This window comes from Microbacterium sp. NPDC060132, from assembly GCF_042729675.1.
GTDB classification, from domain to species: Bacteria; Actinomycetota; Actinomycetes; order Actinomycetales; family Microbacteriaceae; genus Microbacterium; species Microbacterium sufflavum.
Genome location: NZ_JBHWXU010000001.1, coordinates 1,223,861 through 1,248,817 on the forward strand (window position 1 = coordinate 1,223,861; position 24,957 = coordinate 1,248,817).

24 protein-coding genes are annotated in these 24,957 nt (G+C 71.9%); 17 read left to right on the forward strand and 7 right to left on the reverse strand.

Features of this window, described 5'->3' with window-relative positions:
- Positions 1-95: 95 nt before the first annotated feature.
- The 11 genes from ACFWCH_RS06120 to ACFWCH_RS06170 all read left to right on the forward strand — a co-directional run bounded on the left by ACFWCH_RS06120 (position 96) and on the right by ACFWCH_RS06170 (position 11,188).
- Positions 96-1,382: an adenylosuccinate synthase gene (locus ACFWCH_RS06120; protein WP_136030841.1), complete on the forward strand. Its 1,287-nt coding sequence runs from the start codon at positions 96-98 to the stop codon at positions 1,380-1,382.
- Between the two features lie 16 nt (positions 1,383-1,398).
- Positions 1,399-2,502, forward strand: coding sequence for a beta-propeller fold lactonase family protein (locus ACFWCH_RS06125; protein ID WP_247638076.1), 1,104 nt, complete (start codon positions 1,399-1,401; stop codon positions 2,500-2,502).
- Between the two features lie 68 nt (positions 2,503-2,570).
- A complete protein-coding gene (locus tag ACFWCH_RS06130; RefSeq protein WP_378803137.1) occupies positions 2,571-3,968 on the forward strand; it encodes an MFS transporter in 1,398 nt (465 codons plus the stop codon).
- A gap of 97 nt (positions 3,969-4,065) precedes the next feature.
- On the forward strand, positions 4,066-5,175 hold the full coding sequence (locus ACFWCH_RS06135; RefSeq protein ID WP_378803138.1) for an SDR family NAD(P)-dependent oxidoreductase: 1,110 nt from the start codon (positions 4,066-4,068) through the stop codon (positions 5,173-5,175).
- A gap of 74 nt (positions 5,176-5,249) precedes the next feature.
- The gene (locus ACFWCH_RS06140; RefSeq protein WP_136037448.1) at positions 5,250-5,825 is read left to right on the forward strand and encodes a biotin transporter BioY; all 576 of its coding nucleotides are present in this window, start codon (positions 5,250-5,252) and stop codon (positions 5,823-5,825) included.
- A 152-nt stretch (positions 5,826-5,977) separates the two neighbouring features.
- Positions 5,978-7,411, forward strand: coding sequence for an NAD(P)/FAD-dependent oxidoreductase (locus ACFWCH_RS06145; RefSeq protein WP_136037447.1), 1,434 nt, complete (start codon positions 5,978-5,980; stop codon positions 7,409-7,411).
- Positions 7,412-7,546: 135 nt separating this feature from the next.
- Positions 7,547-7,849, forward strand: a complete 303-nt coding sequence (locus ACFWCH_RS06150; protein WP_136033303.1) for a DUF427 domain-containing protein — start codon at positions 7,547-7,549, stop codon at positions 7,847-7,849.
- A 40-nt stretch (positions 7,850-7,889) separates the two neighbouring features.
- Positions 7,890-8,750: an ABC transporter ATP-binding protein gene (locus ACFWCH_RS06155; protein ID WP_136033305.1), complete on the forward strand. Its 861-nt coding sequence runs from the start codon at positions 7,890-7,892 to the stop codon at positions 8,748-8,750.
- Positions 8,747-9,439, forward strand: a complete 693-nt coding sequence (locus ACFWCH_RS06160) for an ABC transporter permease (RefSeq protein ID WP_136033308.1) — start codon at positions 8,747-8,749, stop codon at positions 9,437-9,439. Before ACFWCH_RS06155 ends, ACFWCH_RS06160 begins: the two co-directional genes overlap by 4 nt.
- On the forward strand, positions 9,436-10,161 hold the full coding sequence (locus ACFWCH_RS06165) for an ABC transporter permease subunit (RefSeq protein WP_206252085.1): 726 nt from the start codon (positions 9,436-9,438) through the stop codon (positions 10,159-10,161). The genes ACFWCH_RS06160 and ACFWCH_RS06165 overlap by 4 nt, the downstream gene beginning before the upstream one ends.
- A 109-nt stretch (positions 10,162-10,270) precedes the next feature.
- Positions 10,271-11,188, forward strand: coding sequence for an ABC transporter substrate-binding protein (locus tag ACFWCH_RS06170; protein ID WP_136033312.1), 918 nt, complete (start codon positions 10,271-10,273; stop codon positions 11,186-11,188).
- A gap of 63 nt (positions 11,189-11,251) precedes the next feature.
- Here ACFWCH_RS06170 and ACFWCH_RS06175 read toward each other — a convergent pair whose 3' ends face one another.
- Positions 11,252-12,481: an AI-2E family transporter gene (locus ACFWCH_RS06175; protein ID WP_378803139.1), complete on the reverse strand. Its 1,230-nt coding sequence runs from the start codon at positions 12,479-12,481 to the stop codon at positions 11,252-11,254.
- A gap of 62 nt (positions 12,482-12,543) precedes the next feature.
- Here ACFWCH_RS06175 and ACFWCH_RS06180 point away from each other — a divergent pair, with 62 nt between their 5' ends.
- On the forward strand, positions 12,544-12,843 hold the full coding sequence (locus ACFWCH_RS06180) for a chorismate mutase (RefSeq protein WP_136033320.1): 300 nt from the start codon (positions 12,544-12,546) through the stop codon (positions 12,841-12,843).
- Positions 12,844-12,845: 2 nt separating this feature from the next.
- Here the strand turns inward: ACFWCH_RS06180 and ACFWCH_RS06185 are convergent, their stop codons facing one another.
- The 3 genes from ACFWCH_RS06185 to ACFWCH_RS06195 form a co-directional block, all read right to left on the reverse strand.
- A complete protein-coding gene (locus tag ACFWCH_RS06185; protein WP_378803140.1) occupies positions 12,846-14,546 on the reverse strand; it encodes a long-chain-fatty-acid--CoA ligase in 1,701 nt (566 codons plus the stop codon).
- 50 nt (positions 14,547-14,596) lie between these two features.
- A complete protein-coding gene (locus tag ACFWCH_RS06190; RefSeq protein ID WP_378803141.1) occupies positions 14,597-15,190 on the reverse strand; it encodes a short chain dehydrogenase in 594 nt (197 codons plus the stop codon).
- A gap of 109 nt (positions 15,191-15,299) precedes the next feature.
- A complete protein-coding gene (locus tag ACFWCH_RS06195) occupies positions 15,300-16,391 on the reverse strand; it encodes an ROK family transcriptional regulator (RefSeq protein WP_247638083.1) in 1,092 nt (363 codons plus the stop codon).
- Between the two features lie 118 nt (positions 16,392-16,509).
- On the opposite strand from ACFWCH_RS06195, the gene ACFWCH_RS06200 reads away from it, so the two are divergent.
- Positions 16,510-17,676 (forward strand): ROK family protein, encoded by a 1,167-nt coding sequence (locus tag ACFWCH_RS06200; protein ID WP_247638084.1) that lies wholly within the window; start codon positions 16,510-16,512, stop codon positions 17,674-17,676.
- A gap of 15 nt (positions 17,677-17,691) precedes the next feature.
- Here the strand turns inward: ACFWCH_RS06200 and ACFWCH_RS06205 are convergent, their stop codons facing one another.
- From ACFWCH_RS06205 to ACFWCH_RS06215, 3 genes are read right to left on the reverse strand one after another with little or no spacing between them, the layout of a single operon-like run.
- Positions 17,692-18,618 carry a carbohydrate ABC transporter permease gene (locus ACFWCH_RS06205; protein ID WP_205814344.1) on the reverse strand — a complete coding sequence of 309 codons (927 nt, stop codon included), beginning with the start codon at positions 18,616-18,618 and terminating at the stop codon, positions 17,692-17,694.
- A gap of 2 nt (positions 18,619-18,620) precedes the next feature.
- Positions 18,621-19,592, reverse strand: coding sequence for a carbohydrate ABC transporter permease (locus tag ACFWCH_RS06210; protein WP_136045098.1), 972 nt, complete (start codon positions 19,590-19,592; stop codon positions 18,621-18,623).
- A 29-nt stretch (positions 19,593-19,621) separates the two neighbouring features.
- The gene (locus tag ACFWCH_RS06215; protein WP_136033332.1) at positions 19,622-20,869 is read right to left on the reverse strand and encodes an extracellular solute-binding protein; all 1,248 of its coding nucleotides are present in this window, start codon (positions 20,867-20,869) and stop codon (positions 19,622-19,624) included.
- Positions 20,870-21,170: 301 nt separating this feature from the next.
- On the opposite strand from ACFWCH_RS06215, the gene ACFWCH_RS06220 reads away from it, so the two are divergent.
- From ACFWCH_RS06220 to ACFWCH_RS06235, 4 genes are read left to right on the forward strand one after another with little or no spacing between them, the layout of a single operon-like run.
- Entirely contained in the window at positions 21,171-22,070 is a 900-nt protein-coding gene (locus tag ACFWCH_RS06220) for an SIS domain-containing protein (protein WP_136036140.1), read from the forward strand.
- A 25-nt stretch (positions 22,071-22,095) separates the two neighbouring features.
- The gene (locus ACFWCH_RS06225) at positions 22,096-23,088 is read left to right on the forward strand and encodes an ROK family protein (protein ID WP_136033336.1); all 993 of its coding nucleotides are present in this window, start codon (positions 22,096-22,098) and stop codon (positions 23,086-23,088) included.
- Positions 23,085-24,029: a 1-phosphofructokinase family hexose kinase gene (locus ACFWCH_RS06230; protein ID WP_136033338.1), complete on the forward strand. Its 945-nt coding sequence runs from the start codon at positions 23,085-23,087 to the stop codon at positions 24,027-24,029. Before ACFWCH_RS06225 ends, ACFWCH_RS06230 begins: the two co-directional genes overlap by 4 nt.
- Positions 24,026-24,907 (forward strand): class II fructose-bisphosphate aldolase, encoded by an 882-nt coding sequence (locus ACFWCH_RS06235; protein ID WP_136036351.1) that lies wholly within the window; start codon positions 24,026-24,028, stop codon positions 24,905-24,907. Before ACFWCH_RS06230 ends, ACFWCH_RS06235 begins: the two co-directional genes overlap by 4 nt.
- Positions 24,908-24,957 lie beyond the last annotated feature (50 nt).

A 24,957-nucleotide genomic window follows, 5' to 3' on the forward strand; every position in this document is an offset into this window, starting at 1 on the left:
CGGAGGGGTGTCGGAGGCCGCCCGATAGGATGGGGACGCCCGAAGAGGGCCAGCTCATCGGCCGGTGCAAACCCGGCGAAAGCAGGGGAGAACCCATGCCAGGAATCGTGATCGTCGGCGTGCAGTGGGGCGACGAAGGAAAGGGCAAGGCCACCGATCTTCTCGGTGAGCGCACCGACTGGGTGGTGAAGTTCAACGGCGGCAACAACGCCGGGCACACCGTGGTCGTCGGCGACGAGAAGTACGCGCTGCACCTGCTGCCCTCCGGCATCCTGTCGCCCGGGGTCACCCCGGTCATCGGCAACGGCGTGGTCATCGACCTGGAGGTGCTGTTCTCGGAGCTCGAGGCCCTGTCGGCCCGCGGCATCGACGTGTCGCGCCTCAAGGTCAGCGCGAACGCGCACATCATCACGCAGTATCACCGCACGCTCGACAAGGTCACCGAGCGCTTCCTCGGCAAGCGCAACATCGGCACGACGGGCCGCGGCATCGGTCCCGCGTACGCCGACAAGATCAACCGCGTCGGCATCCGGGTGCAGGACCTGTTCGACGAGAACATCCTGCGCCAGAAGGTGGAGGGCGCGCTCGACCAGAAGAACCACCTGCTGGTGAAGGTCTTCAACCGCCGCGCCGTCACGTGCGACGAGATCGTCGACGACCTGCTGTCGTACGCCGAGCGGCTGCGCCCGATGGTCGCCGACACCGGCTACCTCATCGACCAGGCCCTGAACCGCGGCGAGGTCGTGGTGTTCGAGGGCGGCCAGGCCACCATGCTCGACATCGACCACGGCACCTACCCGTTCGTCACGTCGTCGTCGGCGACGGCCGGTGGGGCCTCGACGGGTTCCGGTGTCGGTCCCGGTGCGCTCGACCGCATCGTCGGCATCGTCAAGGCGTACACGACGCGCGTGGGCTCCGGCCCGTTCCCGACCGAGCTGTTCGACGAGCAGGGCGAGTGGCTGCGCAAGCAGGGCTTCGAGTTCGGCACCACGACCGGGCGGCCGCGCCGCGTCGGCTGGTACGACGCGCCGATCACCCGCTACGCCACGCGCATCAACGGCATCACCGACCTCGTGCTGACCAAGCTCGACATCCTCACCGGGCTCGAGCAGATCCCGGTGTGCGTCGCCTACGACGTCGACGGAGAGCGCTTCGACGAGGTGCCGGTGAACCAGACCGACTTCCACCACGCGAAGCCGATCCTGGAGTACTTCCCCGGCTGGAGCGAGGACATCTCGACCGCGCGCACCTTCGAGGACCTGCCGCAGACGGCGCAGGACTACGTGCTGGCGCTGGAGCAGATGAGCAACACGCGCATCTCGGTGATCGGCGTGGGCCCCGAGCGCGACCAGGTGATCGTGCGCCACGATCTGCTCGACTGATCGAGGGGAGACGACCGTGACGCGCTTCTGGCTCGGCGGCTACGGCCCCGCGATGGACGGCTCCGCCGAGGGCATCGGCGTGCTCGCGGGCGACGAGGGTCGCGAGGCGAGCACTCTCGCGTATCGCGGGGCGGTGACGGCGACCCCGTCGCCGTCGTGGCTCGCGCAGCACCCGGGTCTCGACGTGGTGTACGCGGCGCTGGAGGGTGATGCGGCCGTGCAGGCGTTCGCGCGCACGGGTGACACGGCCCTCGCGCCCCTGGGCGATCCGGTGGCGACGGGCGACGGCGTGTGCCACGTCGCGGTGTCTCCGAACGGGCAGACCCTCATCGCGAGCTGCTACGGCGACGGACGCGTGGTGCGGTTCGGCATCGCGGCGGACGGACGGCTCGTGCCGGCGAAGGAGGATGCGGCGGCGGCACTGCGCGCGGCGCTGTTTGGCGAGGGCGACCCCGACGCGGCCCCCGCGACCCCCGCGGGCGACGGTGTGGCCGCGACCGACCCCTACGGCGGACCGGACCGCGCCTCGCACGCGCACTCGGCCGCGTTCCTGCCCGACGGCCGCGTGGTCACGACCGATCTCGGCTTCGACCTGGTGCGGTTCTGGCGGTTGACCGGCAGCGGGCTGACGCTCGACCAGGAGGTCGTGCTGCCGCAGGGCACGGGACCGCGTCATATGGTCGTGCATCCGAGCGGGCACCTGCACGTGGTCACGGAGTACTCGTGCGAGGTGTTCACCCTGGCGGCGGCGGCCGACGGCACCTGGAGCGTGGTGTCGGCGACGACCGCGAGCCCGGTGGCGCAGGTCGGCAGTGACTTCCCCGCCGAGCTCGCCCGCACGCGCGACGGGCAGTTCCTGTACACGGCGCTGCGCGGCAGCAACACGATCGCGGCGCTGCGTGTGCGCGGCAGCGGGGAGGCGCTGGAGCCGGTGGCGCTCGCCGATTCCGGAGTCGACTGGCCGCGCCATCACCTCGTGTATCAGGGCAAGCTGCTCGTCGCCGGGCAGCGCTCCGACACGGTGACGCTGCTCGACCTCGACGAGCGCACGGGTGCGCCGCTCGGCGTGCGGCATGAGGCGCAGGCCCCGGCGCCCACGAGCATCCTCCCGCTGCGCTGAGCCGATGCGTCGCGGATGCGCGTCATCCGCTTGACCTCAAGGAAACTTGAGGTTCTACGGTCGACCTCATGACCACCGAGACCGGGCGCGCCGCGCCGTCCACGCCACCCACGCCACCCACCCCCCGCATCCTCGGCGGCGAGTACGTGTGGATCACGATCGGCGCGTGCGCCCTGGTGTTCCTCGGCGCGTTCGAGTCGCTGGCGGTGACGACGGTGATGCCCGCCGTGAGCGCCGACCTCGACGGCGGGCGGCTGTACGCGCTCGCCTTCGCCGGACCGCTCGCCACGAGCGTGATCGGCATGGTGGCGGCGGGCAACTGGGCGGATCGACGCGGTCCGGTCGCCCCGCTGTACTCCTCGATCGCGCTGTTCGTGGTCGGCCTCCTGATCGCGGGACTCGCGCCGAGCATGGAGGTGCTGGTGGCCGGCCGGTTCGCGCAGGGCCTGGGCAGCGGCGGGCTCATGGTGGCGCTGTACGTGGTGGTCGCCCGGGTCTATCCGCAGGCGCTGCACCCCGCGATCTTCGCCGGGTTCGCCGCCGCGTGGGTGATCCCCTCGCTGATCGGCCCCACGATCGCGGGCGCGGTGACCGAGCTGTGGAGCTGGCACTGGGTCTTCCTCGGCGTCGTCGTGCTGGTGCTCGTCGCGCTGCTGATGATCGTGCCGGCGCTGCGGGGGCTGTCGAACGAGGGTGACGCGGCGACGCCGTGGGCGGTCGCCCGGCTCGGCTGGTCGGTGCTGGCGGCGGTCGCGGTGCTCGCCCTGAACCTGGTGGGCGACGTGCCCGGCGTCGGCCCGGCGCTGGCCGTCGTCGCGGTCGTCGTGGCGCTCATCGCCGTGCGACCGCTGGTCCCGCGCGGCACCTTGCGGGCCGTGCGCGGCCTGCCGTCGGTGATCCTGGTGCGCGGTCTCGCCGCTGCCGCGTTCTTCGGTGCGCAGATCTATCTGCCGTATCTGCTCACCGACCGCTACGCCATGACGCCGACGGTCGCCGGGCTCGCGCTCACCGGCGGCGCCCTCGCGTGGTCGCTCGCCGCGACCGTGCAGGGGCGGATGGGCATGCGGCTGTCGAGCGTGACCGCGGTGCGCCTCGGGACGGCTCTCGTGCTCGGGGGGATCCTGCTGACGGTCGCGATCACCGCGTTCGAGGCGGACGCGGTGCTGATCGCGGCCGCGTGGGTGGTGGCGGGGGCCGGCATGGGCCTGATGAGCCCGCGGTCGAGCGCGCTCACCCTCGCCCTGTCGACCCCGGAGACGCAGGGGTTCAACAGCGGTGCGATGACGGTGGCCGACTCGTTCGGCAGCGCGCTGGCCCTCGCGGTGACGAGCATGGTCTTCCTCGCGCTGGCCGCCGCCGATCCCTTCCTCGGTGTGTTCGCGCTGGCGGCGCTGCTCGCGCTGGCGGCCGCCGTGCTCGCGCCGAGGGTTCGCGCCGGGGGTGCCAGCACGGAGGCGCGCGCGTGATCTGGCGACCCGGATCCTCCGCACGGCGGATCCGGGGAGCGCGGGATCGAGGAGAGCGGGAGAAGCGATGGCAGGCGGAAGCGGGAGGAGTGCGGACATGACGGGTACGGGCACGACGGGCACGGATGTGAGGGGCGGGAACGTGACGGGTGTGGAGACGACGGCCGCTCGGCGGGGTGGAGACGGCGCGGCGCCGGTGGCGACGATGGCGGCGATCGTGCAGCGCGAGTTCGGCGAGTCCGACGTGCTGCGGATCGAACGGGTGCCGGTACCGGAGCCCGGCGAGGGCGAGGTGCGCATCCGCGTCGCGGCGGCGGGCGTGCACGCGGTCGACCTCGATATCCGGCGCGACGCGGCGCCCCCGTCGATGCCGCGCCCCGTGCTGCCGATGACCCCGGGGCGCGAGGTCGCGGGGATCGTCGATGCGGTGGGTGCGGGCGTCGACGCCGACCTTCTCGGCGCGCGGGTGGTCGCGCACGTCGGCTTCCGCAGCGGCGGGTATGCGCAGTTCGCCCTCGCGGCGGCTGCTGCGCTCCACCCGGTGCCCGCGCACGTGCCGTTCCCGCAGGCGGTCGCGGCGATCGGCAGCGGGCGCACGGCGCAGCTCGTGTGGCAGGCGGCGCAGATCGGCGCGGACGACGTGGTCCTGGTCACCGGTGCCTCGGGCGGACTGGGCAGCCAGGTCGCGCAGCTCGCGCTCTCGGTCGGGGCGACCGTGGTCGCGCTCTACGGTGGCGAGGCGAAGCGCGCGGTGGTGGCGCAGCTCGGGCGTCGGGTCGAGCACTCCGCCGCGCGCCTGCTGCCGCTCGATGCGACCGACGACGCGTGGCCGGATCGTCTGACCGGCCTCCTGGACGGCGCGGTGCCGACGGTCCTGCTGGACGGGGTCGGGGGTCCGACGGGACGCGCGGCGCTCGAGTCGCTCGGGCGCGGCTCCCGCGTCGTGATCATCGGATGGTCGAGCGGCGAACTCCTCCGTGTCGACGGCGACGACATCGTGCAGAACTCGCTCACCGTGACCGTGCCGCTGGGCCGGGCCATCGCCGACCTCCGGGCGCTCGAGACGGCGGCCCTCGCGGCCGTGGCCGACGGGCGGGTCGACCCGCCCGCCGACGTGTTCCGGTTGACCGATGCCGCCGCCGCGCACGACGCCATCCAGCATCGCCGTCAGCGCGGAAAGGTCGTGCTCGTTCCCGACGCGGAGTGATTTGCGCGGAGGGCATCGGCCTCCCTACTCTGTTGAACGGTGTTCAGGTGAACACCGTTCAGGAAGGACACCCGATGACCCCCACCTCCCGCGACACCGGTGCGACGCTCGGCCGCATCGCCGTCTTCGCCGCCCTCATCATCGTGCTCGGCACGGTCGTCGTGCCGCTGCCCGGCGGGGTGCCGATCACCGCGCAGACCCTCGGCGTCATGCTCGCCGGACTCGTCCTCGGGCCGCGCGTCGCCCCGCTGTCGATCCTGGTCGTGCTCGCGCTCGCCGCGATCGGCCTGCCGGTGCTCGCGGGCGGGCGCGGCGGCGTCGGCGTGTTCGTGGGGCCGACCGCGGGGTACATGCTCGGCTGGATCGCGGGCGTCGTCGTGATCGGGCTCGTCCTGCGCACCGGTCGCCCGGCGTGGTGGCGGGTCGCGCTCTCCGCGCTCGTCGGTGGCGTGCTCGTGGTGTACGCGTTCGGCATCCCCGTGCAGGCCCTCGTCACGGGAGTGCCGCTCGACCTCACCGCGCTGTCGGCCCTCGCGTTCCTCCCCGGCGATCTGATCAAGGTCGCCGCGGCCACGCTGATCGTGGTGGCGCTGCGCCGGGCGTACCCGCGGGCGTTCGCGGACACGCGCGAGCGCGCCGCCGTCGCCTGACGTCGTCCGCCGCTCCGGTCGCCGTCGCGCGCCGACGCGACCGGAGCGTCTCGTCTCCGAGCAGTTTCGGCGCGGCGGGAACAACGCGCCCGTGACTCGACGTTCGTCATGAGCAAGACTTGCCTGACACGGGCGACGGAGAGGTGCGACGCATGACTGCCGACAAGACCGACGAGTACGACCTGATCGTGGTGGGTGCGGGGCCGGTGGGCGAGAACGTCGCCGACCGGGCCGTGCAGGGCGGGCTCACCGCCATCATCGTGGAGAGCGAACTGGTGGGCGGCGAGTGCTCCTACTGGGCGTGCATGCCGTCGAAGGCGCTGCTGCGCTCGGCGCAGGCGCTGCGGGCGGCGCAGCACGTGGCCGGGGCGTCGCAGGCGGTGACCGGCACGCTCGACGTGCGGGCCGTGTTCGAGCGCCGCGACAGCTTCACGAGCAACTGGTCGGACGACGGGCAGGTGTCGTGGCTGCAGTCGGCCGGCATCGACCTGGCGCGCGGCCACGGGCGTCTCACGGGCGAGCGCGAGGTCACCGTGACCGACGCCGACGGCGCCACCCGGGTGCTGCGGGCCCGGCACGCGGTCGCGATCAGCACGGGCTCCGACGCCGTGATCCCGCCGATCGACGGGCTCCGCGAGGCCTCCCCGTGGACCAGTCGCGAGGCCACCAGCGCCGAAGAGCTGCCGGAGAGCCTCGCGGTGATCGGCGGCGGTGTCGTCGCGGTCGAGATGGCCACGGCGTACGCCGCCCTCGGCTCGCGCGTGACCCTGCTCGCGCGCAGCGGGCTGCTGGGCGGCATGGAGCCGTTCGCGGGGCAGCGCGTGACGGCCGGCCTCGAAGAGCTCGGCGTCGACGTGCGCACGAACACCGGCACCACGGCGGTGCGCCGCGGCGACGACGGCGTGACCATCACGCTCGACAGCGGCGAGGAGGTCACGGCCGCCGAGGTGCTCGTCGCGACCGGCCGTTCGCCGCGCAGCGCCGATATCGGCCTGGAGGTCGTGGGGCTCGAACCCGGACGCTGGATCGAGACCGACGACACGCTGCGGGTGCCCGGGGTGGACTGGCTGTACGCGGTCGGCGACGTGAACGGGCGGGTGCTGCTGACCCACCAGGGCAAGTACCAGGCGCGGGCGGCGGGCGACGTGATCGCGGCCAGGGCGAACGGCGGCGAGGTCGACGACGCCCCGTGGGGCCGGCACGCCGCGACGGCCGATCACGCCGCGGTCCCCCAGGTCACCTTCTCCATCCCGGAGGTCGGCTCCGTCGGACTCACCGAGGCCGCGGCGCGCGAGGCGGGCACGGCCGTGCAGGTCGTGGACTACGACCTCGGGTGGGTCGCCGGCGCGAGCCTGTACGAGGACGGGTTCGCCGGGCAGGCGCGACTCGTGATCGACACCGACCGCGACGTCGTGATCGGGGCGACCTTTGTCGGCCCGGAGGTGGCGGAGCTCGTGCAGGCCGCGACCGTCGCGATCGTGGGCGAGGTGCCCATCGCGCGCCTGTGGCACGCGGTGCCCTCGTACCCGACCATCAGCGAGATCTGGCTGCGACTCTTGGAGGGCTACGGGCGCGACTCGGCGTGAGCCGGGCAATCCGATCCCGCGACCGCACCGAACACGATCCGGATTGTTTCTCATATTGACGACCCCGCGCGCAAGGCATCACCCGATGTCGGACGCGTCTTATACGCTCGAACCCACATCCGAGGAGGCAGGACCATGAAGGCTGTACTCGCAGGAACCGTGATCGCCGAGGCCGCACAGGACGACCTCATCCGCATCGAGGGCAATTGGTACTTCCCGCCCGCATCCGTCTCGCCCGACGTGCTCGTCGAGAGCCCCACGCCGTACACGTGTCCGTGGAAGGGCGAGTGCCAGTACTACTCCATCGAGGCCGACGGAGAGCTGCACAAGGATCTCGCCTGGTCGTACCCGCACCCGTACCCGTCGGCGTTCGACCGCGTCGGAAAAGACTTCTCGGGCTACGTCGCCTTCGCCCCGGGCGTCGAGGTGTCGGCCTGAGCCGCGCCCTCGCCCGCACGACCGTCGGAGAGAACCCCTCATGATCGAGTTCCGCAACGTCACCAAGCGCTTCCCCGACGGGACGCTCGCGGTGAACGACTTCAGCCTGGTGCTGCCGTCGCGCAAGACCACCGTGTTCGTCGGTTCGTCCGGCTGCGGCAAGACCACGCTGCTGCGCATGATCAACCGCATGGTCGAGCCCACGTCGGGCGAGGTCGAGATCGACGGGGAGAGCGTGCTCGCCGGCGACCCGGTGGCCCTGCGCCGCCGCATCGGCTACGTCATGCAGAACTCCGGCCTCATGCCGCACTTCAGCGTGATCGACAACGTCTCCACCGTGCTGCGCCTGAACGGCGTGAAGCGCAAGGAGGCGCACGAGCGGGCGCGCGAGCTGATGACCACGGTCGGCCTCGACCACGCTCTGGCCGACCGCTACCCGAGCCAGCTCTCGGGCGGGCAGCAGCAGCGCGTCGGCGTGGCCCGCGGTCTCGCCGCCGACCCGAACATCCTCCTGATGGACGAGCCCTTCGGCGCGGTCGATCCCATCGTGCGCGCCGACCTCCAGCAGGAGACGCTGCGGCTGCAGCACGAGCTCGACAAGACGGTCGTGTTCGTCACGCACGACATCGACGAGGCGTTCCTGCTGGGCGACCAGGTGGTCATCCTCGACAAGGGCGCCAGGGTCGTGCAGGTGGGCAGCCCGAGCGAGATCATCGAGAATCCGGCCGACGAGTTCGTCTCCGCGTTCATCGGCGCCGACCGTGGCCGCCGGGCGCTGCACCTCAAGCAGACGCCGCGGGGCACGGTCGTGGTCGACTCCGAGGGCCGCACCCAGGGCGCGATCGTCGATGCCCCGGACGACGTGGTCGACGAGGCGGCCGCGGCGAAGGCGGCCCCGTGAACTGGGCGGTCGACAACCTCGGCCTGATCCTCGACCTCACCGTCGCGCATCTGCGGCAGAGCGTCGTGCCGATCGTGCTCGGTTTCGTGCTGTCGCTGCCGCTCGGGTGGGTGGCCTGGCGCTACCGCCTGGTGCGCGGCCCGATCATCGCGCTCACGGGCCTGCTGTACACGATCCCCTCGCTCGCGCTGCTGATCCTCCTGCCCGCGGTGCTGGGCTACTCCGCGATCAGCGAGCCGAACCTCGTGATCGCCCTCACGATCTACGCGGTCGCCATCCTGGTGCGCGCGGTCGCCGACGGCCTCGACTCGGTGGACGACGACGTGCGGCAGGCCGCCACGGCGACCGGTTTCGCACCGTTCCGCCGCTTCTGGGCTGTCGAGTTCCCGCTCGCCGGCCCGGTGATCCTGGCGGGGCTGCGGGTCACGGCCGTCAGCACGATCTCGCTCGCTACGGTCGGCATCCTGATCGGCGTGCGCAACCTCGGGTACCTGTTCACCGACGGTCTGCAGCGCCGCATCATCGAGGAGGTCTTCGCGGGCGTGGTCGCGGTCGTCGTGATCGCCCTGATCGTCGACCTGCTGCTCCTCCTGGTCGGCAGGGCGCTCATGCCCTGGACGAGAGCGGTCACCAAGACGGCGACGAAGGCGGCGGTCGGCCGCACGGCGGCGATCGGATCGGCCGCATGAACCTGTTCGCGGAGGCCTTCGCGTGGCTGTTCTCGCCCGACCGCTGGCAGGGCGCGTACTCGCTGCCGGTGCTGTTCGGGCAGCACATCTACTACACGGTCGTCTCGGTGGTGATCGCCGCGGTGATCGCCGTGCCGCTCGGGTGGCTGATCGGGCACACGGGTCGCGGTCGGGAGATCGCCGTCGCGGTCTCGGGGGCGGCGCGCGCCATCCCGTCGTTCGGCCTCATGGTGCTCCTGGTGCTGCTGCTGGGCGTGCTGCGCACCCCGCTCGCGGCGATCATCACGTTCGTGCTGCTCGCGATCCCGTCGCTGCTGGCGGGCGCGTACACCGGACTCGAGGCCATCGACCGCCGGGTGCTCGACGCGGCGCGGGCCATGGGCATGACCGAGTGGCAGGTGTTCTGGAAGGTCGAGGTGCCGCTCGGGCTCTCGCTGCTCGTCGGCGGCCTGCGCTCGGCGCTCCTGCAGGTCATCGCCACGGTCACGATCGCCGCCTACGTGAACCTGGGCGGTCTCGGCTGGCCGATCATCCAGGGCATCCCCCTGCGCCGCTTCGATCAGGTGCTCGGCGGCGCGATCCTCGTCGCGGTGCTCGCCCTCATCGTCGACCTCCTGCTCGCCCTCGCGCAGCACGCCGCCGTCCCGCGCGGCGTGCGCACCCGTCCGCAGCGTCGCCGGGCCAAGGCGCCCGTCGCCGCGCCCGCTCCGGCGACCGCCTGAACCACAGCGCCACCGAGGCCGCAGCATCCGTCCGAACCACAGCATCCGTCCGAACCACAGCATCCGTCCGAACCACAGCATCCGCAGGTCCCAGAGAAGAGGAAGTCCCATGTTCACCGCACGCACGTCCCGCTTCGCCCTCGCCGGCGGCGCCGCGATCGCCGCAGCGCTCGTCCTCGCCGGCTGCACCAGCAGCAACCCGCTCGACACCCCCACGGAGGACTCCGGTTCGGGTGGCAGCGACACCATCGTGATCGGCTCGCAGGCGTACTACTCGAACGAGATCATCGCCGAGATCTACGCCCAGGCGCTGGAGGCGGCCGACTTCACCGTCGAGCGCAAGTTCAGCATCGGTCAGCGCGACGCCTACATGCCCGACGTGGAGTCCGGCGCGATCGACCTGTTCCCGGAGTACACGGGCAACCTGCTCGAGTACCTCGACAAGGACGCCACCGCCACCAGCCCGGAAGACGTCTACGCCGCACTGCAGGAGACCCTGCCCGACGGCCTCACCGCCCTCGACTACGCCGAGGCGACCGATCAGGACACCTACACGGTGCTGAAGAGCTTCGCGGAGGAGAACGGCCTCACCACGATCGCCGACCTGTCGAAGGTCACCACCCCGGTCACGATCGGCGCGGCGCCGGAGTTCGAGCAGCGCCCCTACGGCCCCGCGAAGGCCAAGGAGGTCTACGGCGTGGACCTGGCGTTCTCGGCCACGGGCCCGACCACGCTCGAGTCGCTGCTGGCCGGTGAGATCCAGGTGGCCGACATCTACTCGGCCGACCCGGCGTTCCAGACCGAGGACATCGTGTCGCTGGAAGACCCGGAGAACATCATCCTGGCGTCCAACGTCGTGCCGATCGCGTCGAGCGATGTGGCCGACGAGATCGCCGACGTGATCAACGGCATCAGCGAGAAGCTGACGGCCGAGGAGCTCGTGGCCCTCAACGTGCAGAGCACGGTCGACAAGAAGTCGGCGGAGGAGATCGCGAAGCAGTGGCTGGCCGACAACGACCTCGCCTGAGCTGAGCTCGACGGAAGCGCCCGGTCCCTCGCGGGGCCGGGCGCTTCCGTGTGCGTGCCGAGGCTAGGTGCGGGCGTCCTGGCGGGGAACCAGGACCTGCTTGATGATGATGAGGATCGACGCGGTCACGGGCACAGCGACCAGGGCGCCGAGCAGACCGAGCAGCGTGCCGCCGGCCAGCGCCCCGATGACCACGAGCGAGCCGGGCACGGCCACGGCGCGGTTCATGACCCGCGGGGTGAGCACATACGCCTCGATCTGCATGTAGACGAGGTAGATCGCGGCGAAGATCAGCGCCGCGATCGGGTTGGTGAACAGTGCGAGTCCCGTGCCGATGATCCAGAAGAGCACAGAGCCGACGAGGGGGATCAGCGTCACGCAGAACGCGATCGCGGCCATGAGCGGCGGGAACGGCAGGCCGAGCACCGCGTACAGGATGAGGGCGAGGGTCGCGTTGCAGAACGCCAGCACGACCATGCCCATCACGTAGCCGCCCACGGAGTCGGTGATCTGCTCGCTGATGTCGCTCGCGCGGTCCCGGTCGCGCGCGGGCGCCAGGCGCAGCAGACCCTGCTTCATGGCCGGGAGCGTCGCGAGGAAGTAGAGCGTCAGCACCAGCACCACGATCGCGCCGGAGATGCCGGAGGCGATCGAGGCGCCCACCGCGAGGGCTCCGCCGCCGATGGTGGCGAGGTTGCCGATGTCGGACAGGAAGCTCTGCACCTCGCCGACGAGGTCTTGGAACTGGTCGCCGAACTGGTTGTTGAGGGTCTTGTAGAGGTCGGTTCCGCTGAAGTCCTGGACCATGCCGGGGACGGACCGGACGAACTCGGCGATCTGGTCGACGACGATCGGGATGATCATCCACAGCACCAGACCGAAGACCACGATGAGGGCGACGATCGTGATGACGACGGCGATGGCCCGGGAGAGGCCGCGCCGTTCCAGGAAGCGCACCGCCGGATCGAGGCCGAGCGCGCCGAACAGGGCGAGCGCGATGTAGATGAGCACGGTGGACAGGTTCCACAGGGCGAGGCCGATCACGAACGCGCCGAGACCGCCCAGGGTCACCAGGAAGCCGAACACGAACGGCCGGTCGATGCGCGTCCAGAACGAGCGGCTGGGTGTGGTCGGCTCGATCACCACCGGACGCGGCGGGGTCGTGGTGGTCGCGGGAGCCGCGGCGTCGGGCGGTCCGGGGAGCGCGGCATCGACGGGTGCCGGGGCCGCGTCCGAGGGCTGCGGGAGCGCGTCGTCGTGGGAGGCGGGGGCCGGCGACTCGTCGTTGCTCATGTGCACACGATAGCGCTGGGCCCCCGCCGGTCAGGGGTGCCCCTCGCCCCTAGAGTGGGGGGATGACCGCCGTAGAGGATCCGAAGGCCGAGCTGCTCCGTCTGCGCGCCACCATCGACAACATCGATGCGGCGCTGATCTTCATGCTGGCCGAGCGGTTCCGCGCCACGCAGCAGGTGGGGCACCTCAAGGCCGAGCACGCGATGCCCCCGTCCGACCCGAAGCGCGAGGAGCAGCAGGTCGCCCGGCTGCGCGCGCTCGCCGAAGAGGCGCACCTCGACCCCGAGTTCGCGGAGAAGTGGTTCAACTTCGTGGTCGCCGAGGTCATCCGCCACCACACCGAGGCCGCCGAGAGCCGCTGACCTCAGCGGTCCCGCAGCATCCGGTCGCGCACCTCGCGCCGCAGCACCTTGCCGATGAGGGACCGCGGGAGCTCATCCACCGCGACGATCCGGCGCGGCACCTTGTAGGCGGTCAGCCGGGTGCGGCAGAAGTCGCGCAGCGCCTCGACGTCCGGCACCGCACCCTCACGGAACACCACGGCCGCCGCGACCTCCTCACCGCCGCTCGACCGCGGCAGGCCCACGACCGCGGCCGCCACGACATCGGGGTGGGCGTCGAGCGCATCCTCCACCTCGCTGGGCGACACGTTGAAGCCGCCCGTGATGATGAGCTCCTTGCGGCGGTCCACGATCGTCACGAACCCGTCGGGCGAGACCTCGGCGATGTCGCCCGAGCGCAGCCAACCGCCGGGGAGCAGCGCCTCGGCCGTCTCGCCGGGGCGCTGCCAGTACCCCTGGAACACCTGGGGACCGCGGATCAAGAGCTCCCCGCGCTCGCCGGCGGGGACGTCCTTCTCCGGGTCGTCGGGGTCGACGAGCCGGATCTCGGTGCTGGGGAACGGCACGCCGACGGTGCCCGGTCGTCGCGTGGGCCCCATGGGGTTGCCGAGCGCGACGGGAGACGCCTCGGTCATGCCGTACCCCTCCACGAGCAGTCCGCCGGTCGCGTCCTCCCAGCGCCGCACGGTCGCGACGGGCAGGCTCATCGCCCCGGAGATCGCGAAGCGCACGCGGGACAGGTCGATGGTGCCGCGTCCGGCCGCCCGGGCGAGCTGGTCGTAGATGGGCGGCACGGCCGGCAGGAACGTGGGCGGGCGCGTGCGGGCGGCCGTCGTCACCAGGCCCAGGTCGAACGTGGGGAACAGCACCACGGTCGCGCCGATGCTGAGCGCGAAGGTGAGGCACAGCGTCATGCCGTAGGCGTGGAACAGCGGCAGCACGGCGTAGAACGTCTCCTCCCCGTCACGCAGTCCCGGCACCCAGGCGCGACCCTGCATCGCGTTCGCGCGGAGGTTCGCATGACTGAGGATCGCCCCCTTCGGGGTGCCCGTCGTCCCGCTCGTGTACTGCAGCAGCGCGGTGTCGCCGAGTGCGGGCGCCGGCACGCGGCGGGAGATGCGGCCGTGACCGAGGAGCCCCTTCCACGGCCGTACGTGGCGTGCGCGCGGTGCGCCGGTGAGCTTGGCCCGCGACTCCCTGGCCTTCGGAAGGGGCAGTCGGAGCAGGAACCGCTTCGACCACGGCATCGCGGTCGTGATGTCGACGCTCACGATGTGGTCGACGCGCACGTCGTCGGGGAAGCCGTCGATCGTGTCGGCGACCTTGTCCCACACGATCGCGACGCGGGCACCGTGGTCCTCGAACTGGTGGCGCAGCTCGCGGGCGGTGTAGAGCGGGTTGTGCTCGACGACGATGGCGCCCAGGCGGAGCGCGGCGTAGAACGCGACCACATGCTGCGGGCAGTTGGGCAGCACGAGGGCGACCCGGTCGCCGGCGCTCACCCCGAGGCGCCGCAGACCCTCCGCCGCGTGGTCGATCTGCGCGCCGAGCTCGCGGTAGGTCGTCACCGCGCCGAAGAACTCCAGCGCGGGACGGCGGCCGTACCGGCGGACGCTCGCCGCCATCATCTGCGGCAGCGTCTGGGTCGGCTCGTCGATCTCGGCGGGGACGCCCTCCGCGTACGCGGCGAGCCAGGGGCGGGTCGAGAGACGGGAGTCGGTCATGTTCTCATCCTGCGTCACGGACGCGCATGGCGCGGCCCCCTTGACGGGGGTCAGACCGCGAGCACACGTCCGGTGATGACGCCCTCGACGGCGCGCACGTAGGCGCGACCCACCTCCTCGTCGGTGACGGGGCGGTGGCCGGGGAAGCTGTCGAAGTAGCCGGGGGAGTTGGCGAGCACGTCGGGGGAGACGGCGTTGATGCGGATGCCGCGCGGCGCCTCGGCGGCGGCGGTGAGCACGAACGACTCCAGGGCGCCGTTGGCCATCGCGGCGGCGGCGCCGGTGGCGAGGGGCTCCCGGGCGAGCACCCCGCTGGTCAGCGTGATCGAGCCGCCGTCGGCGACGACGGGAAGGGCCTCGCGCACCACGTCGAGCTGGGCGAGCGTCTTGCCCGTGAACGCCGCGAGGTAGTCGTCGCGGCTCAGGTCGCCGAGCGGCCGGAAGGGCACCGAGCCGACGGCCACCACGACCGCGTCGAGGCGTCCGGTGCGCGCGAACAGCTCGCGGATCGACGACGGGTCGGTCACGTCCACGCGCTCATCGCCGTTGCGGGAGGCTCGGATCACCTGGTGGCCGCGGGTCTCCAGGGTCGCGGCCACCACGCCGCCGATGCTGCCGGTCGCGCCGATCACCAGTGCCTTCATGGGTGCCTCCGTGGGGTCGCTTGCTTCCGCGCGCAGACGCGCACCGCTCGAGTCTTGCACCCTTCGCGACGGGAGGGTCCGCGAGGGCCAGGGTGTCGGCGGGACGGGCTCAGCGGGGGCTGAACGCTGCAGCGACCACGCGGGCGGCGGCCCCGCGCAGCACCGCGTCGTCGAGCGTGCTGGAGGCGACCGCGGGCCCGAGCGAGGGGTGCGACGCCGCGCGGACCGCGGTCGCCGTGGCCTCGACGAACGCGGGTGTGGCGATGTCGGACGGTCCGCTCAGCAGGATCGACGGAAGGTCGACGGCCGCGGCGATCACGGAGAGCGAGGTGCCCAGTCGCGCCCCGGCCTCGGCGAGCACCGCGTCTCGGTCTGCGCCGGGCTCGTCGAGACGGCGGCGCAGCGCGGGCGTCGACGCCCACGCGTGCACGCAGCCGTCGCGTCCGCACAGGCAGCGGTCGCCGGGGTCTCCGCCGGCGACGACGTGGGCGAGCTCGCGGGCGCCGATCGACCGCTCGACGGGCGCGCCGTCGTCGCCCACCACCCGGATCGCGGTGCCGATGCGACCGCCGAGGCGCACGAGCAGGAAGTCGGTGCCGACCGCGCCGAACCGCAGCTCCGCGTCGGCGACCAGGTCGGCGTCGTCGAACACGTGCACGGGCAGGGCGAGGTCGTCGGCCAGACGCGGCCCGAGGCCGAGGAGAGCGGGCGATCCGGACGGGGCGCCGATGCCGATGCCGAGCGGGGCGCTGCTCGCACGCCCGGCCAGGTCGACGGCGAGGGCGGCGATCGCGGTGGCTGGATCCGCGTCGTCCAGCGCGACGTCGGCACGGTGGTCGATGCGGCCGTCGGGGGTCGCGAGGGCGCCGGTGATCCGTCCGGGAGTGCTGAGGTCGAGGGCGATCACCTGCACGGCGCGCTGGTCGAACTCGAGCATGACGGCCGGCTTCCCCGGACGGGCGTCCTGGCTCATGCCGCTCTCGCGGATCACGCCGTCGTCGAGCAGGTCGCGCACGACCTCGGAGATCGTGGGCCGGGCGAGCCCGGTGAGGCGGGACAGGTCGGCGCGGCTCGCCGCCGCGTGCTCCATGAGGGTGCGCAGCACGAGGGCGCGGTTGCGCTCACGGATGGCGCGCGCGTGGGTGGGTGCCGAGACTCGTGCCCGGTCGCCGGGGCGCTCTAGGATCTGGGGGTAGTGCACGTCGTTCCTCCCCGCTCCGCCCGGACGACTAAGTTTAATGAATAAACTAACTGGGTCGAGCGTACGGAGCGCCGTGCGCGCTGTCAATCACCGCACCCACCCCCGGGGGACCGTGAGCATGTTCACCACCGACGACGCGCTGGACACCCAGGCCGCCGTCCGCCGTGCGAACCTGCGCCGAGCCCTGCAGCTCGTGTTCCAGGCGTCTGGCACCCAGACCCGCGCCGGCATCGCCCGGGCGACCGGGCTCACCGCCGCCACCTCCTCCTCGCTCGTCGCCGAGCTGATCGACAGCCGGCTGGTGGTCGAGGGCGAGCAGGCCGTCAGCACCGGCGGCAAACGCGCCACCACCCTGAGCGTCGACGGCGCCCACCACCTGATCCTCGTGCTCGTCGTGCAGCCCACCAGCGCGCACGTCGCCCTCGTCGCGCTCGACGGGACCGCGCTCGACGCACGCACGGTCGCCTACACCCCCGCGACGCGCGACCGCGTGCTCGACGACACGGTGGCCGAGGCGGCGGCCCGCTTCGGCGCCCGGCTCCTCGCCGTCGGCGTGCAGCTGCCCGGCACCACCGACGGGCGGACGGTGCTGGAGAGCGTGCAGCTGGAGTGGCAGGACGTGCCGCTGGCCGAGCGGTTCGAGGCCATCGCGGGCGCGCCCGTGCTGCTGCTCAACGACGTCGACGCGGAAGCCATCGCCGAGGCCGGGATGGACGAGACGCCGTCCGGATACCGGCTGTTCGTGCACCTCGGCGGCGGAGTCGGTGCAGCGGTCACCCTCGACGGCGAGCTCGCCCCGGGGCCGCGCGACCGTGCGGGCGAGATCGGGCACGTGCAGGTCGTGTTCGGAGACGCCGCGCGCCCGTGCCGGTGCGGCCAGCGCGGGTGCCTGGAGTCCGCCGCCGCGCTCGGGCCGATGCTGGGCGAGGACTTCACCGACGAGCTCGACCTCCCGGCCGTGCGCGCCCTCGTCGCCCGCGCCGACCAGGGGCAGATCGACGAGGGTGCCCGTGCGCTCGCCCGTGCGGTCAAGCTGATCAGCGCCCTGCTCGACCCGATCGAGGTCGTGATCGGCGGTCCGGCGACCGAGCTGGGACCCCGGTTCCTGGAGCGCGTGCGGGAGGAGTCCGGCTATCCGGCGCGGGGCACCCAGCAGCCGCCCATCCGCTACGCCGACCCCCGGGTCCCGCTCTCCGCCGGTGCCGCGCAGGCCGCGCTCACCGCCGCGCTCGGGGTGCGCTGGAGTCCGCAGCAGCTGCGCGCCGCCGCGGCCCCCCGCCCCTGAACCCGCCCGCGTGGGCTACTTCACGCTGCCCGCGGTGAGGCCGCCGACCAGGCGCTTCTCGATCAGCATGAACAGGATGATCACCGGCAGGATCGCGACGATCGAGACGCCGAACACGTACTGCCAGCTGGTCTCGTACTGACCCACGAACTTCGTCAGCGCCACCGACAGCGGCTGGTTCTTGTCGGTCGACAGGATCACGAGCGACGCGGCGAACTCGTTCCAGCAGGCCACGAAGGTGAACACGATCGCGGTGACGATGCCCGGCCACACGAGCGGCAGGTTGATGCGGAAGAGCACCGTCAGGCGTCCTGCGCCGTCGATCTGCGCCGCCTCATCGACCTCCTTGGGGATGCCCGCGAAGAAGGAGTGCATGATCCACACCGCGAACGACAGGTTGAACGCGGCGTTGATGAAGATCATCGCGGCCCACGTGTCGCCGAGGCCGAGCGTGGTGAACTGCCGGAACAGACCCGACGTGAGCACGGCCGGCTGCAGCATCTGCGTGACGATCACGAGGAACAGGAACACCATGCGGCCGGGGAACGTGAACCGGGCCGTGTAGTACGCGGCCGGGAGCGACACCAGCAGCACGAGCAGCGTCGCGAACACCGAGATGACGATCGTCGACACCAGGTTGTACGGCAGCGGCGTCTCGGGCGTCGACCACATCGTGAGGTAGTTCTCCCAGTGCCACTCGGTCGGGAGGTAGGTCGGGTCGACCGAGCGGATCTGCGCCTTGGTCTTCACCGAGCCGAAGAACATCACGAGGTACGGCAGCACGAAGATCGCCAGCACGAGGAATCCCGCGGCTGTGCGCAGGATCACGCGCGGCAGCGACACCTGGTCGGCGGTGTAGCGGCGCCGACGGCCGGGGATCGGCGGGGTGCGGCGACCACGGGAGTCGGCGGTGGTCACGAGGGCGGTCTCGGTCACGGTCATGATCAGACCTCCTTCATGGGCTTGACGATCTTCACGTACGCCGCGACGATCACGATCACGATGAGGAAGGCGACGACGGACAGGGCGCTGGCGACGTCGACCTTCTTCTGCAGCTCGATGTACTTGAAGATCAGGGTCATGATCGTGTCGGCGCCGTAGCCGGGGATCGACCCGGTCATCACCTTGAGGATCGGCAGCGAGTTGAACACGTTGATGATGTTGATGAGGATCGCCACGGCGAGGGCGCTGCGCAGCTGCGGCAGCACGATCGACCAGTAGGTGCGGGCGGGACCGGCGCCGTCCATCTTCGCGGCCTCGATCGCGTCGGCGGGCACGGCCTGCAACCCGGCGAGGATCGTGTACGTGGTGAACGGCAGCGACACGAACACGGCGATCACGATCGACCAGGTGAACGCGGTCGCGGGGTTCTTCGTCCACCCGTAGCCGACCGCGTCGTCGGAGAGACCGATGTCGTAGAGGAACTTGTTGAAGATGCCGAAGTACGGCTCGAGGCTGTAGTAGAACACCATGGTCGTCATCACGACCGAGGCCGCCCACGGCACGATGACGGCCATGCGCACGAGCTGGCGCCCGGGGAACGCCTTGTTGAGGATCTGCGCGAGCCCGAGCGAGATCACCACGGTGAGCGCGACCACCGACACGACCCACACGATCGTGCGGAAGAAGATGGGCCAGAACTCCGCGAACGTGAACACGGTGACGAAGTTGTCGAAGCCGACCGAGCCCTTGTCGAGCCCGGAGAGGGAGATGTCGCGCGTCGAGTTGAAGAACATGACGCCGGCGGGGAACAGCACCACGCCGATGATGAGCACCAGTGCCGGTGCGATCCAGGGCAGCGCCTGGAGGAGGTCCCGTCCGCCGGGGCGGCCGCGACCGGCGGCCCCGGCGTCGGGGGTGCGGGGGCGGCCGGTCGCCGCCCCCGCGAGGTTCGAGGATTCTGTGGTCTGGCTCATGGGATACCCGAACCTCTCCGTTCTGCGGGTCAGCCCGCGTCGACCTGCGCCTGGATCTCGGTCAGCACGTCCTGTGCCGGCTTCGACTGGAGCTGACCGAACAGCGACTTGAACGCACCGTCGGCGGCCGACCACTTCGGGTTCGTCGACGGGTAGAACTGCGCGTCGGGCAGCACGTCGAGGAACGGCTTGAGCGCCTCCTCGCCGGACAGCTTCTCGGCGCCGGACTTGGTGACGGGCAGGAAGCCCTCGGCCTGCACCCACGGCACGTACACGTCGGGAGCGTAGTAGTAGTCGAAGAACTTGGTGATCGCGTCCTTCTTGTCGTCGTCGTTCTGGAACGCCATCAGCTGGTCCATGACGCCGAGCGTGAACGGCGAGCCGTCCTTGGTCGGGATCGGGACGATCGAGTAGTCCAGCTCGGGGTTGCTGTCGGCGATCTGCCCGACCGTGGGCGGCAGGCCGACCTGCATGCCGATCTTGCCCTGGATGAAGATGTCCATCAGCGGGGAGCGCTGCGTGGAGCCCGGGTCGGCCTGGGTCGCACCGGCGTCGATCATCTTCTTGATCTGCTCGGCACCGACGAGGTTCTCGGGGGTGTCGATCGTGATCTCGGACGCGTCACCGAACGATCCGCCGCCGCCCCACAGCCACACGGCCGCCTCGGCCTGTGCCTCTTCCGAGCCGAGGGGCATGCCGTATCCGGCGACCCCGCCGCCGAGCGCGGAGACCTTGGTGGCCGCGTCGAGCAGCTCGTCCCAGTTGGTGGGCGCCTCGACGCCCGCCTGCTGCAGCAGGGTGTTGTTGACGAAGAGGGCGCGCGCGGAGGCGATGAGCGGCAGGGCGTAGGCCGTGCCGTCGATCTCGGCGTTCTTGATGAAGGAGTCCTGGAAGTCGGAGTAGACCTCGTCCGACACGACGTCTTTGACCGGGTAGAGCAGCTCGTCGCCGACGAACCCGGCGAACGGCCCGCCGTTGTAGATGTCGGGAGCCTCGCCCGCCTGGATCTTGGTGGAGATGACCTTCTCGAGGTTGTCCCACGACTGCACTTCGAGCTTCACGTCGATGTCGGGGTTCTCCTTCTCGAACCCGTCGATCACGTCTTCCCACAGCCCTTTCGTTGCGTCGGAGTAGCTGGGGACGAGCAGGTCGAGCGTGGTCTTGCCGTCGGCGTCCCCGCCGCTGTCGCCGCCCGAACCGCCGAATCCGCACGAGGCGAGCGACAGCGTGGCGACGGCCGCGACGGCAGCCGCCCCGAACCGCAGTGACTTCTTCATGGGCATTGCATTCCTCACTGTGTGTGCCGTGGTCGGTGGGCGGGCGAGCCGCCGTCCGACGGAGCGGGGGTGGTGCACAGTCGCAGAACACTCTTCACGCGACGGTGCGTGGTGATCGATCGCGGTGAGGGCGACCTCTCGGGTCAAGCCGAAGCTTGGGTGGAACGTACAGATTATTTGTCAGGCAAACAAACAAAATCAAGCATTCGCCCGATCTTGCTCGATGGTGGTGACATACTATGATCGAAACGCACCCGAAAGAATCACAAATACGCAACTACTCGTCTGAAAGGGTCGACCGATGACCGAAAACCTGCCCGGCGCGCACATGCGCGAAGAACTCCTCTCGCAGCCGGAGATGTGGCAGCGCGCCGCCGATCTCACCGCCGAGCAGGGGCGGCTGCCCGCCCGCGGGGCCAGGGTCGCGGTCGTCGGATGCGGCACCTCCTGGTTCATGGCGCAGTCCTACGCCGCGCTGCGCGAGTCCACGGGACACGGGGAGACCGACGCGTTCGCCGCCTCCGAGGCCTTCGTCGACCGCGGCTACGACGCCATCGTCGCCCTCACGCGGTCCGGCACCACGAGCGAGGTCCTCGACCTGGTCGAGCGCGTGCGCGGACGCGTGCGCACGGTGGGCGTGATCGGCGACCCCGACTCCCCGCTGGTCTCGCTCGTCGACGACGCCGTGCTGCTGCCGTTCGCCGACGAGCAGTCGGTCGTGCAGACCCGCTTCGCCACCACGGCCCTCGCCCTCTTCCGCGCCTCGCTCGGGGAAGACCTGAGCGGGGCGATCGCCGACGCGACCGCCGTGCTCGCCGAGCCCGAGGTCGACGCCGAGCTGCGTGACGCGGAGCAGTACACGTTCCTCGGACGGGGCTGGACCATCGGGCTCGCGCACGAGGCCGCCCTCAAACTGCGCGAGTCGTCGCAGTCGTGGACCGAGGCCTACCCGTCGATGGACTATCGCCACGGCCCGATCGCGATCGCCGCCCCCGGCCGCGTCACCTGGCAGTTCGGCGACGCCCCCGACGGGCTCGCCGACGAGGTGCGTGCCACGGGCGCCCGCTTCGAGCACCGCGCCATCGACCCCCTCGCCGACCTCGTGCGCCTGCACCGCACGGCCCTCGACCGTGCCCTCGCGCGGGGACTCGACCCCGATCAGCCGCGCAACCTCACGCGATCCGTCATCCTGGATGCATGACCCGCGCACGCACCGGAGCCGAACGATGACCCCGATCGACGGAGCGGACGCGATCCCCGACGTCGAGAAGGACGCCTCCGGCGAGACCCTCGCCGCGGTACGCTCGCTCGGCCCCGGTGCCCCGGCGCTCGCGTTCGACGTGGGCGGCACCGACATCAAGTCGGCCCTCTTCGACGCCGACGGCACGGCGCTCGGGCTGCGGCGCACCCCGACGCCCGTCGTCGCCGGCGACCGCACGCACGCGATCCTCGACCGGCTGGACGCGCTCGCCGCCGAGCTCCGCGACGCACACCCCGAGGTCGTGCCGCAGGCGGTCGGCCTCGTGGTGCCCGGCATCGTCGACGCCGACGCGGGCGTCGGGGTGTTCGCCAGCAACATGGGCTGGCGCGACGCCCCGCTGCGGGACCTCGCCCGCGAACGCCTCGGCCTGCCCGTCGCGTTCGACCATGACGTGCGCGCGGCCAGCTGGGCCGAGCACCGCCTCGGTGGAGCACGCGCCTACGACGACGCCGTGATCCTCGTCATCGGCACGGGCATCGCGGGCGCCCTCCTGGTGGGCGGACGGCCGTACACCGCGGGCGGTTACGCCGGCGAGATCGGCCACTCGCCCATCGCCGACGGCCCGGCCTGCCCGTGCGGCGCGCGCGGCTGCCTGGAGGCCGTCGCCTCGGCCGGTGCGATCGCCCGGCGCTATCGGGAGGCCACCGGGGTCGTGCCCGACGGCGCGAAAGACGTGATCGCCAGGGCGGCCGCGGGTGACGAGGTCGCCGCCGCGATCTGGGACTCCGCGCTCGACGCGCTCACGATGTCGCTCGCGCAGCTCACCGCGGTGGTCGCCCCCGAGGCCGTGGTGATCGGCGGGGGGCTCTCGCGCGCCGGAGGAGCACTGTTCGACGAGCTGCGGCGCCGCCTGGCCGCGCGGCTCAGCTTCCACCGGCTGCCGGTGCTCGTGCCCGCCGAGCTCTCCGGCAACGCGGGTCTGATCGGTGCGGCCCTGCGGGCCAGGGAGCTGACGTGATCCTCACCGTCACGCCCAACCCCGCGCTCGACCTGACCTGGCGCGTCGACCGGCTCGTGGAGGGCGGCACCCACCGCGCCGACGCGGGGGCCGCGCGGGCGGGCGGCAAGGGCCTCAACGTGGCCAGGGTCGCGCATGCGCAGGGCGCGCCCGTGCTCGCCGTCACGACCGCGGGCGGCCGCGTGGGCGCCGAGTTCGCGGACGAGCTGAGCGCCAGCGGCGTCCCGCACGTGCTCGTGCCCGTCGCGGCGGAGACCCGGCGCAGCATCGCCCTCGTCGACGAATCCGCGGGCGACACCACCATCGTGAACGAGCGCGGCGTCAGCCCCTCCGACGCGGAATGGGGGGCGGTGCTGGCCGAGGTGGTCGAGCGGCTCCCCGCGGCGGGCGTGCTCGTGATCTCGGGCAGCGTGCCGCCGGGCACCCCCGAGGCGCTGCTGCCGATGCTGATCGCCGTGGCGCGTGACGCCGGCGTGCCCGTGATCGTCGACACCTCGGGCCCCGCGCTGCTGCGGGCCGCCGACGCCGGGGCCACCGTGCTCAAGCCCAACGCCGCCGAGCTCGCCGAAGCCACCGGCATCGACGACCCGGTGCACGCCGCCCGCACCCTGCTGGAGCGCGGTGCCGAGCTCGTGCTGCTCTCGCTGGGCGCCGACGGCATGCTCGCGGTGACCGACGACGAGCTCGTGCACGCGCGACTCGACGAGCCCCTCGCGGGGAACCCGACCGGTGCGGGCGACGCCGGGGTCGCCGCCTGCGCCGTGCTGTACGCCGAGGGCGAGCGCGACCCCGAGACGGTGCTCCGCCGCGCGACGGCCTGGTCGGCGGCGGCCGTGCTCATGCCGCTCGCCGGCGACATCTCGCCCCGCTGGACCGCGCTCGCGCAGCACCTGCGCGTGACCCGCCCCGACCCCGCCCTGTTTCGAAAGGACCCCTCGTGACCCTCGTCTCCGCCAGAGAACTCGTCACCGCCGCCTCGGACGCCGGAACCGGCATCGGCGCGTTCAACGTGATCCACCTCGAGACCGCGGAGGGCCTGGTGCGCGCCGCCGCCCTCGCGGGACTCCCGGTGATCCTTCAGATCTCGCAGAACTGCGCCGACTATCACGGCGGCCTGGAGCCCATCGCGCTCGCCTCGCTCGCGCTGGCCCGCCGGGCGGAGACACCGGTCGCGGTGCACCTCGACCACGCCGAACGACCGGAGCTGGTCGACGAGGCCGTCGCGCTCGGCTTCGGCTCCGTCATGTTCGACGGCGGCGCGCTGCCCTACGACGAGAACGTCGCGCTGACGGCCGAGGTCGCCGCGCGCGCACACCGGGCTGGCGTGTTCGTGGAGGGCGAGCTGGGCGAGGTGGGCGGCAAGGACGGCGCGCACGCACCCGGAGTGCGCACCGACCCCGACGAGGCCAGGGCCTTCGTGGCCGCGACCGGGGTGGACGCCCTCGCGGTGGCGGTCGGCTCGTCGCACGCCATGACCGACCGCACGGCGTCGCTCGACCTCGACCTCATCGCGCGGCTGCGGGCGGCACTGCGCGGCGCCGGGGCGGCCGGGGCGGACGTGCCCCTCGTGCTGCACGGCTCGTCCGGGGTGGCCGACGCCGTGATCGCCGACGCGGTGCGGGCGGGCATGACCAAGATCAACGTCTCGACCCATCTGAACGGCTTCTTCACGCGGGCCGTGCGCGATGTGCTGGACCGCGACGAGCGGCTGGTCGACTCCCGGAAGTACCTCGCACCCGCCCGCGACGCGCTGGCGCAGGAGGCGGCGCGGATGCTGCGGCTGTTCGCGCTGCAGACCGACACGGCGGCCGCGGGATGAGCGTGGCGGCGACAGGGCCGCAGGCGCTCGCGGTCGGCCGTCACCACGGA

Excerpts from the sequence above, each read along its gene's own strand:
- ACFWCH_RS06180 (WP_136033320.1), top strand. The coding sequence starts at position 12,544 with ATGACCGCCGTAGAGGATCCGAAGGCCGAGCTGCTCCGTCTGCGCGCC.
- ACFWCH_RS06130 (WP_378803137.1), top strand. The coding sequence starts at position 2,571 with ATGACCACCGAGACCGGGCGCGCCGCGCCGTCCACGCCACCCACGCCA.
- ACFWCH_RS06120 (WP_136030841.1), top strand. The coding sequence starts at position 96 with ATGCCAGGAATCGTGATCGTCGGCGTGCAGTGGGGCGACGAAGGAAAG.
- ACFWCH_RS06225 (WP_136033336.1), top strand. The coding sequence starts at position 22,096 with ATGACCCCGATCGACGGAGCGGACGCGATCCCCGACGTCGAGAAGGAC.
- ACFWCH_RS06210 (WP_136045098.1), bottom strand. The coding sequence starts at position 19,592 with ATGAGCCAGACCACAGAATCCTCGAACCTCGCGGGGGCGGCGACCGGC.
- ACFWCH_RS06155 (WP_136033305.1), top strand. The coding sequence starts at position 7,890 with ATGATCGAGTTCCGCAACGTCACCAAGCGCTTCCCCGACGGGACGCTC.
- ACFWCH_RS06145 (WP_136037447.1), top strand. The coding sequence starts at position 5,978 with ATGACTGCCGACAAGACCGACGAGTACGACCTGATCGTGGTGGGTGCG.
- ACFWCH_RS06190 (WP_378803141.1), bottom strand. The coding sequence starts at position 15,190 with ATGAAGGCACTGGTGATCGGCGCGACCGGCAGCATCGGCGGCGTGGTG.
- ACFWCH_RS06215 (WP_136033332.1), bottom strand. The coding sequence starts at position 20,869 with ATGAAGAAGTCACTGCGGTTCGGGGCGGCTGCCGTCGCGGCCGTCGCC.
- ACFWCH_RS06135 (WP_378803138.1), top strand. The coding sequence starts at position 4,066 with ATGACGGGTACGGGCACGACGGGCACGGATGTGAGGGGCGGGAACGTG.
- ACFWCH_RS06170 (WP_136033312.1), top strand. The coding sequence starts at position 10,271 with ATGTTCACCGCACGCACGTCCCGCTTCGCCCTCGCCGGCGGCGCCGCG.
- ACFWCH_RS06140 (WP_136037448.1), top strand. The coding sequence starts at position 5,250 with ATGACCCCCACCTCCCGCGACACCGGTGCGACGCTCGGCCGCATCGCC.
- ACFWCH_RS06175 (WP_378803139.1), bottom strand. The coding sequence starts at position 12,481 with ATGAGCAACGACGAGTCGCCGGCCCCCGCCTCCCACGACGACGCGCTC.
- ACFWCH_RS06220 (WP_136036140.1), top strand. The coding sequence starts at position 21,171 with ATGACCGAAAACCTGCCCGGCGCGCACATGCGCGAAGAACTCCTCTCG.
- ACFWCH_RS06205 (WP_205814344.1), bottom strand. The coding sequence starts at position 18,618 with ATGACCGTGACCGAGACCGCCCTCGTGACCACCGCCGACTCCCGTGGT.
- ACFWCH_RS06200 (WP_247638084.1), top strand. The coding sequence starts at position 16,510 with ATGTTCACCACCGACGACGCGCTGGACACCCAGGCCGCCGTCCGCCGT.
- ACFWCH_RS06165 (WP_206252085.1), top strand. The coding sequence starts at position 9,436 with ATGAACCTGTTCGCGGAGGCCTTCGCGTGGCTGTTCTCGCCCGACCGC.
- ACFWCH_RS06150 (WP_136033303.1), top strand. The coding sequence starts at position 7,547 with ATGAAGGCTGTACTCGCAGGAACCGTGATCGCCGAGGCCGCACAGGAC.
- ACFWCH_RS06185 (WP_378803140.1), bottom strand. The coding sequence starts at position 14,546 with ATGACCGACTCCCGTCTCTCGACCCGCCCCTGGCTCGCCGCGTACGCG.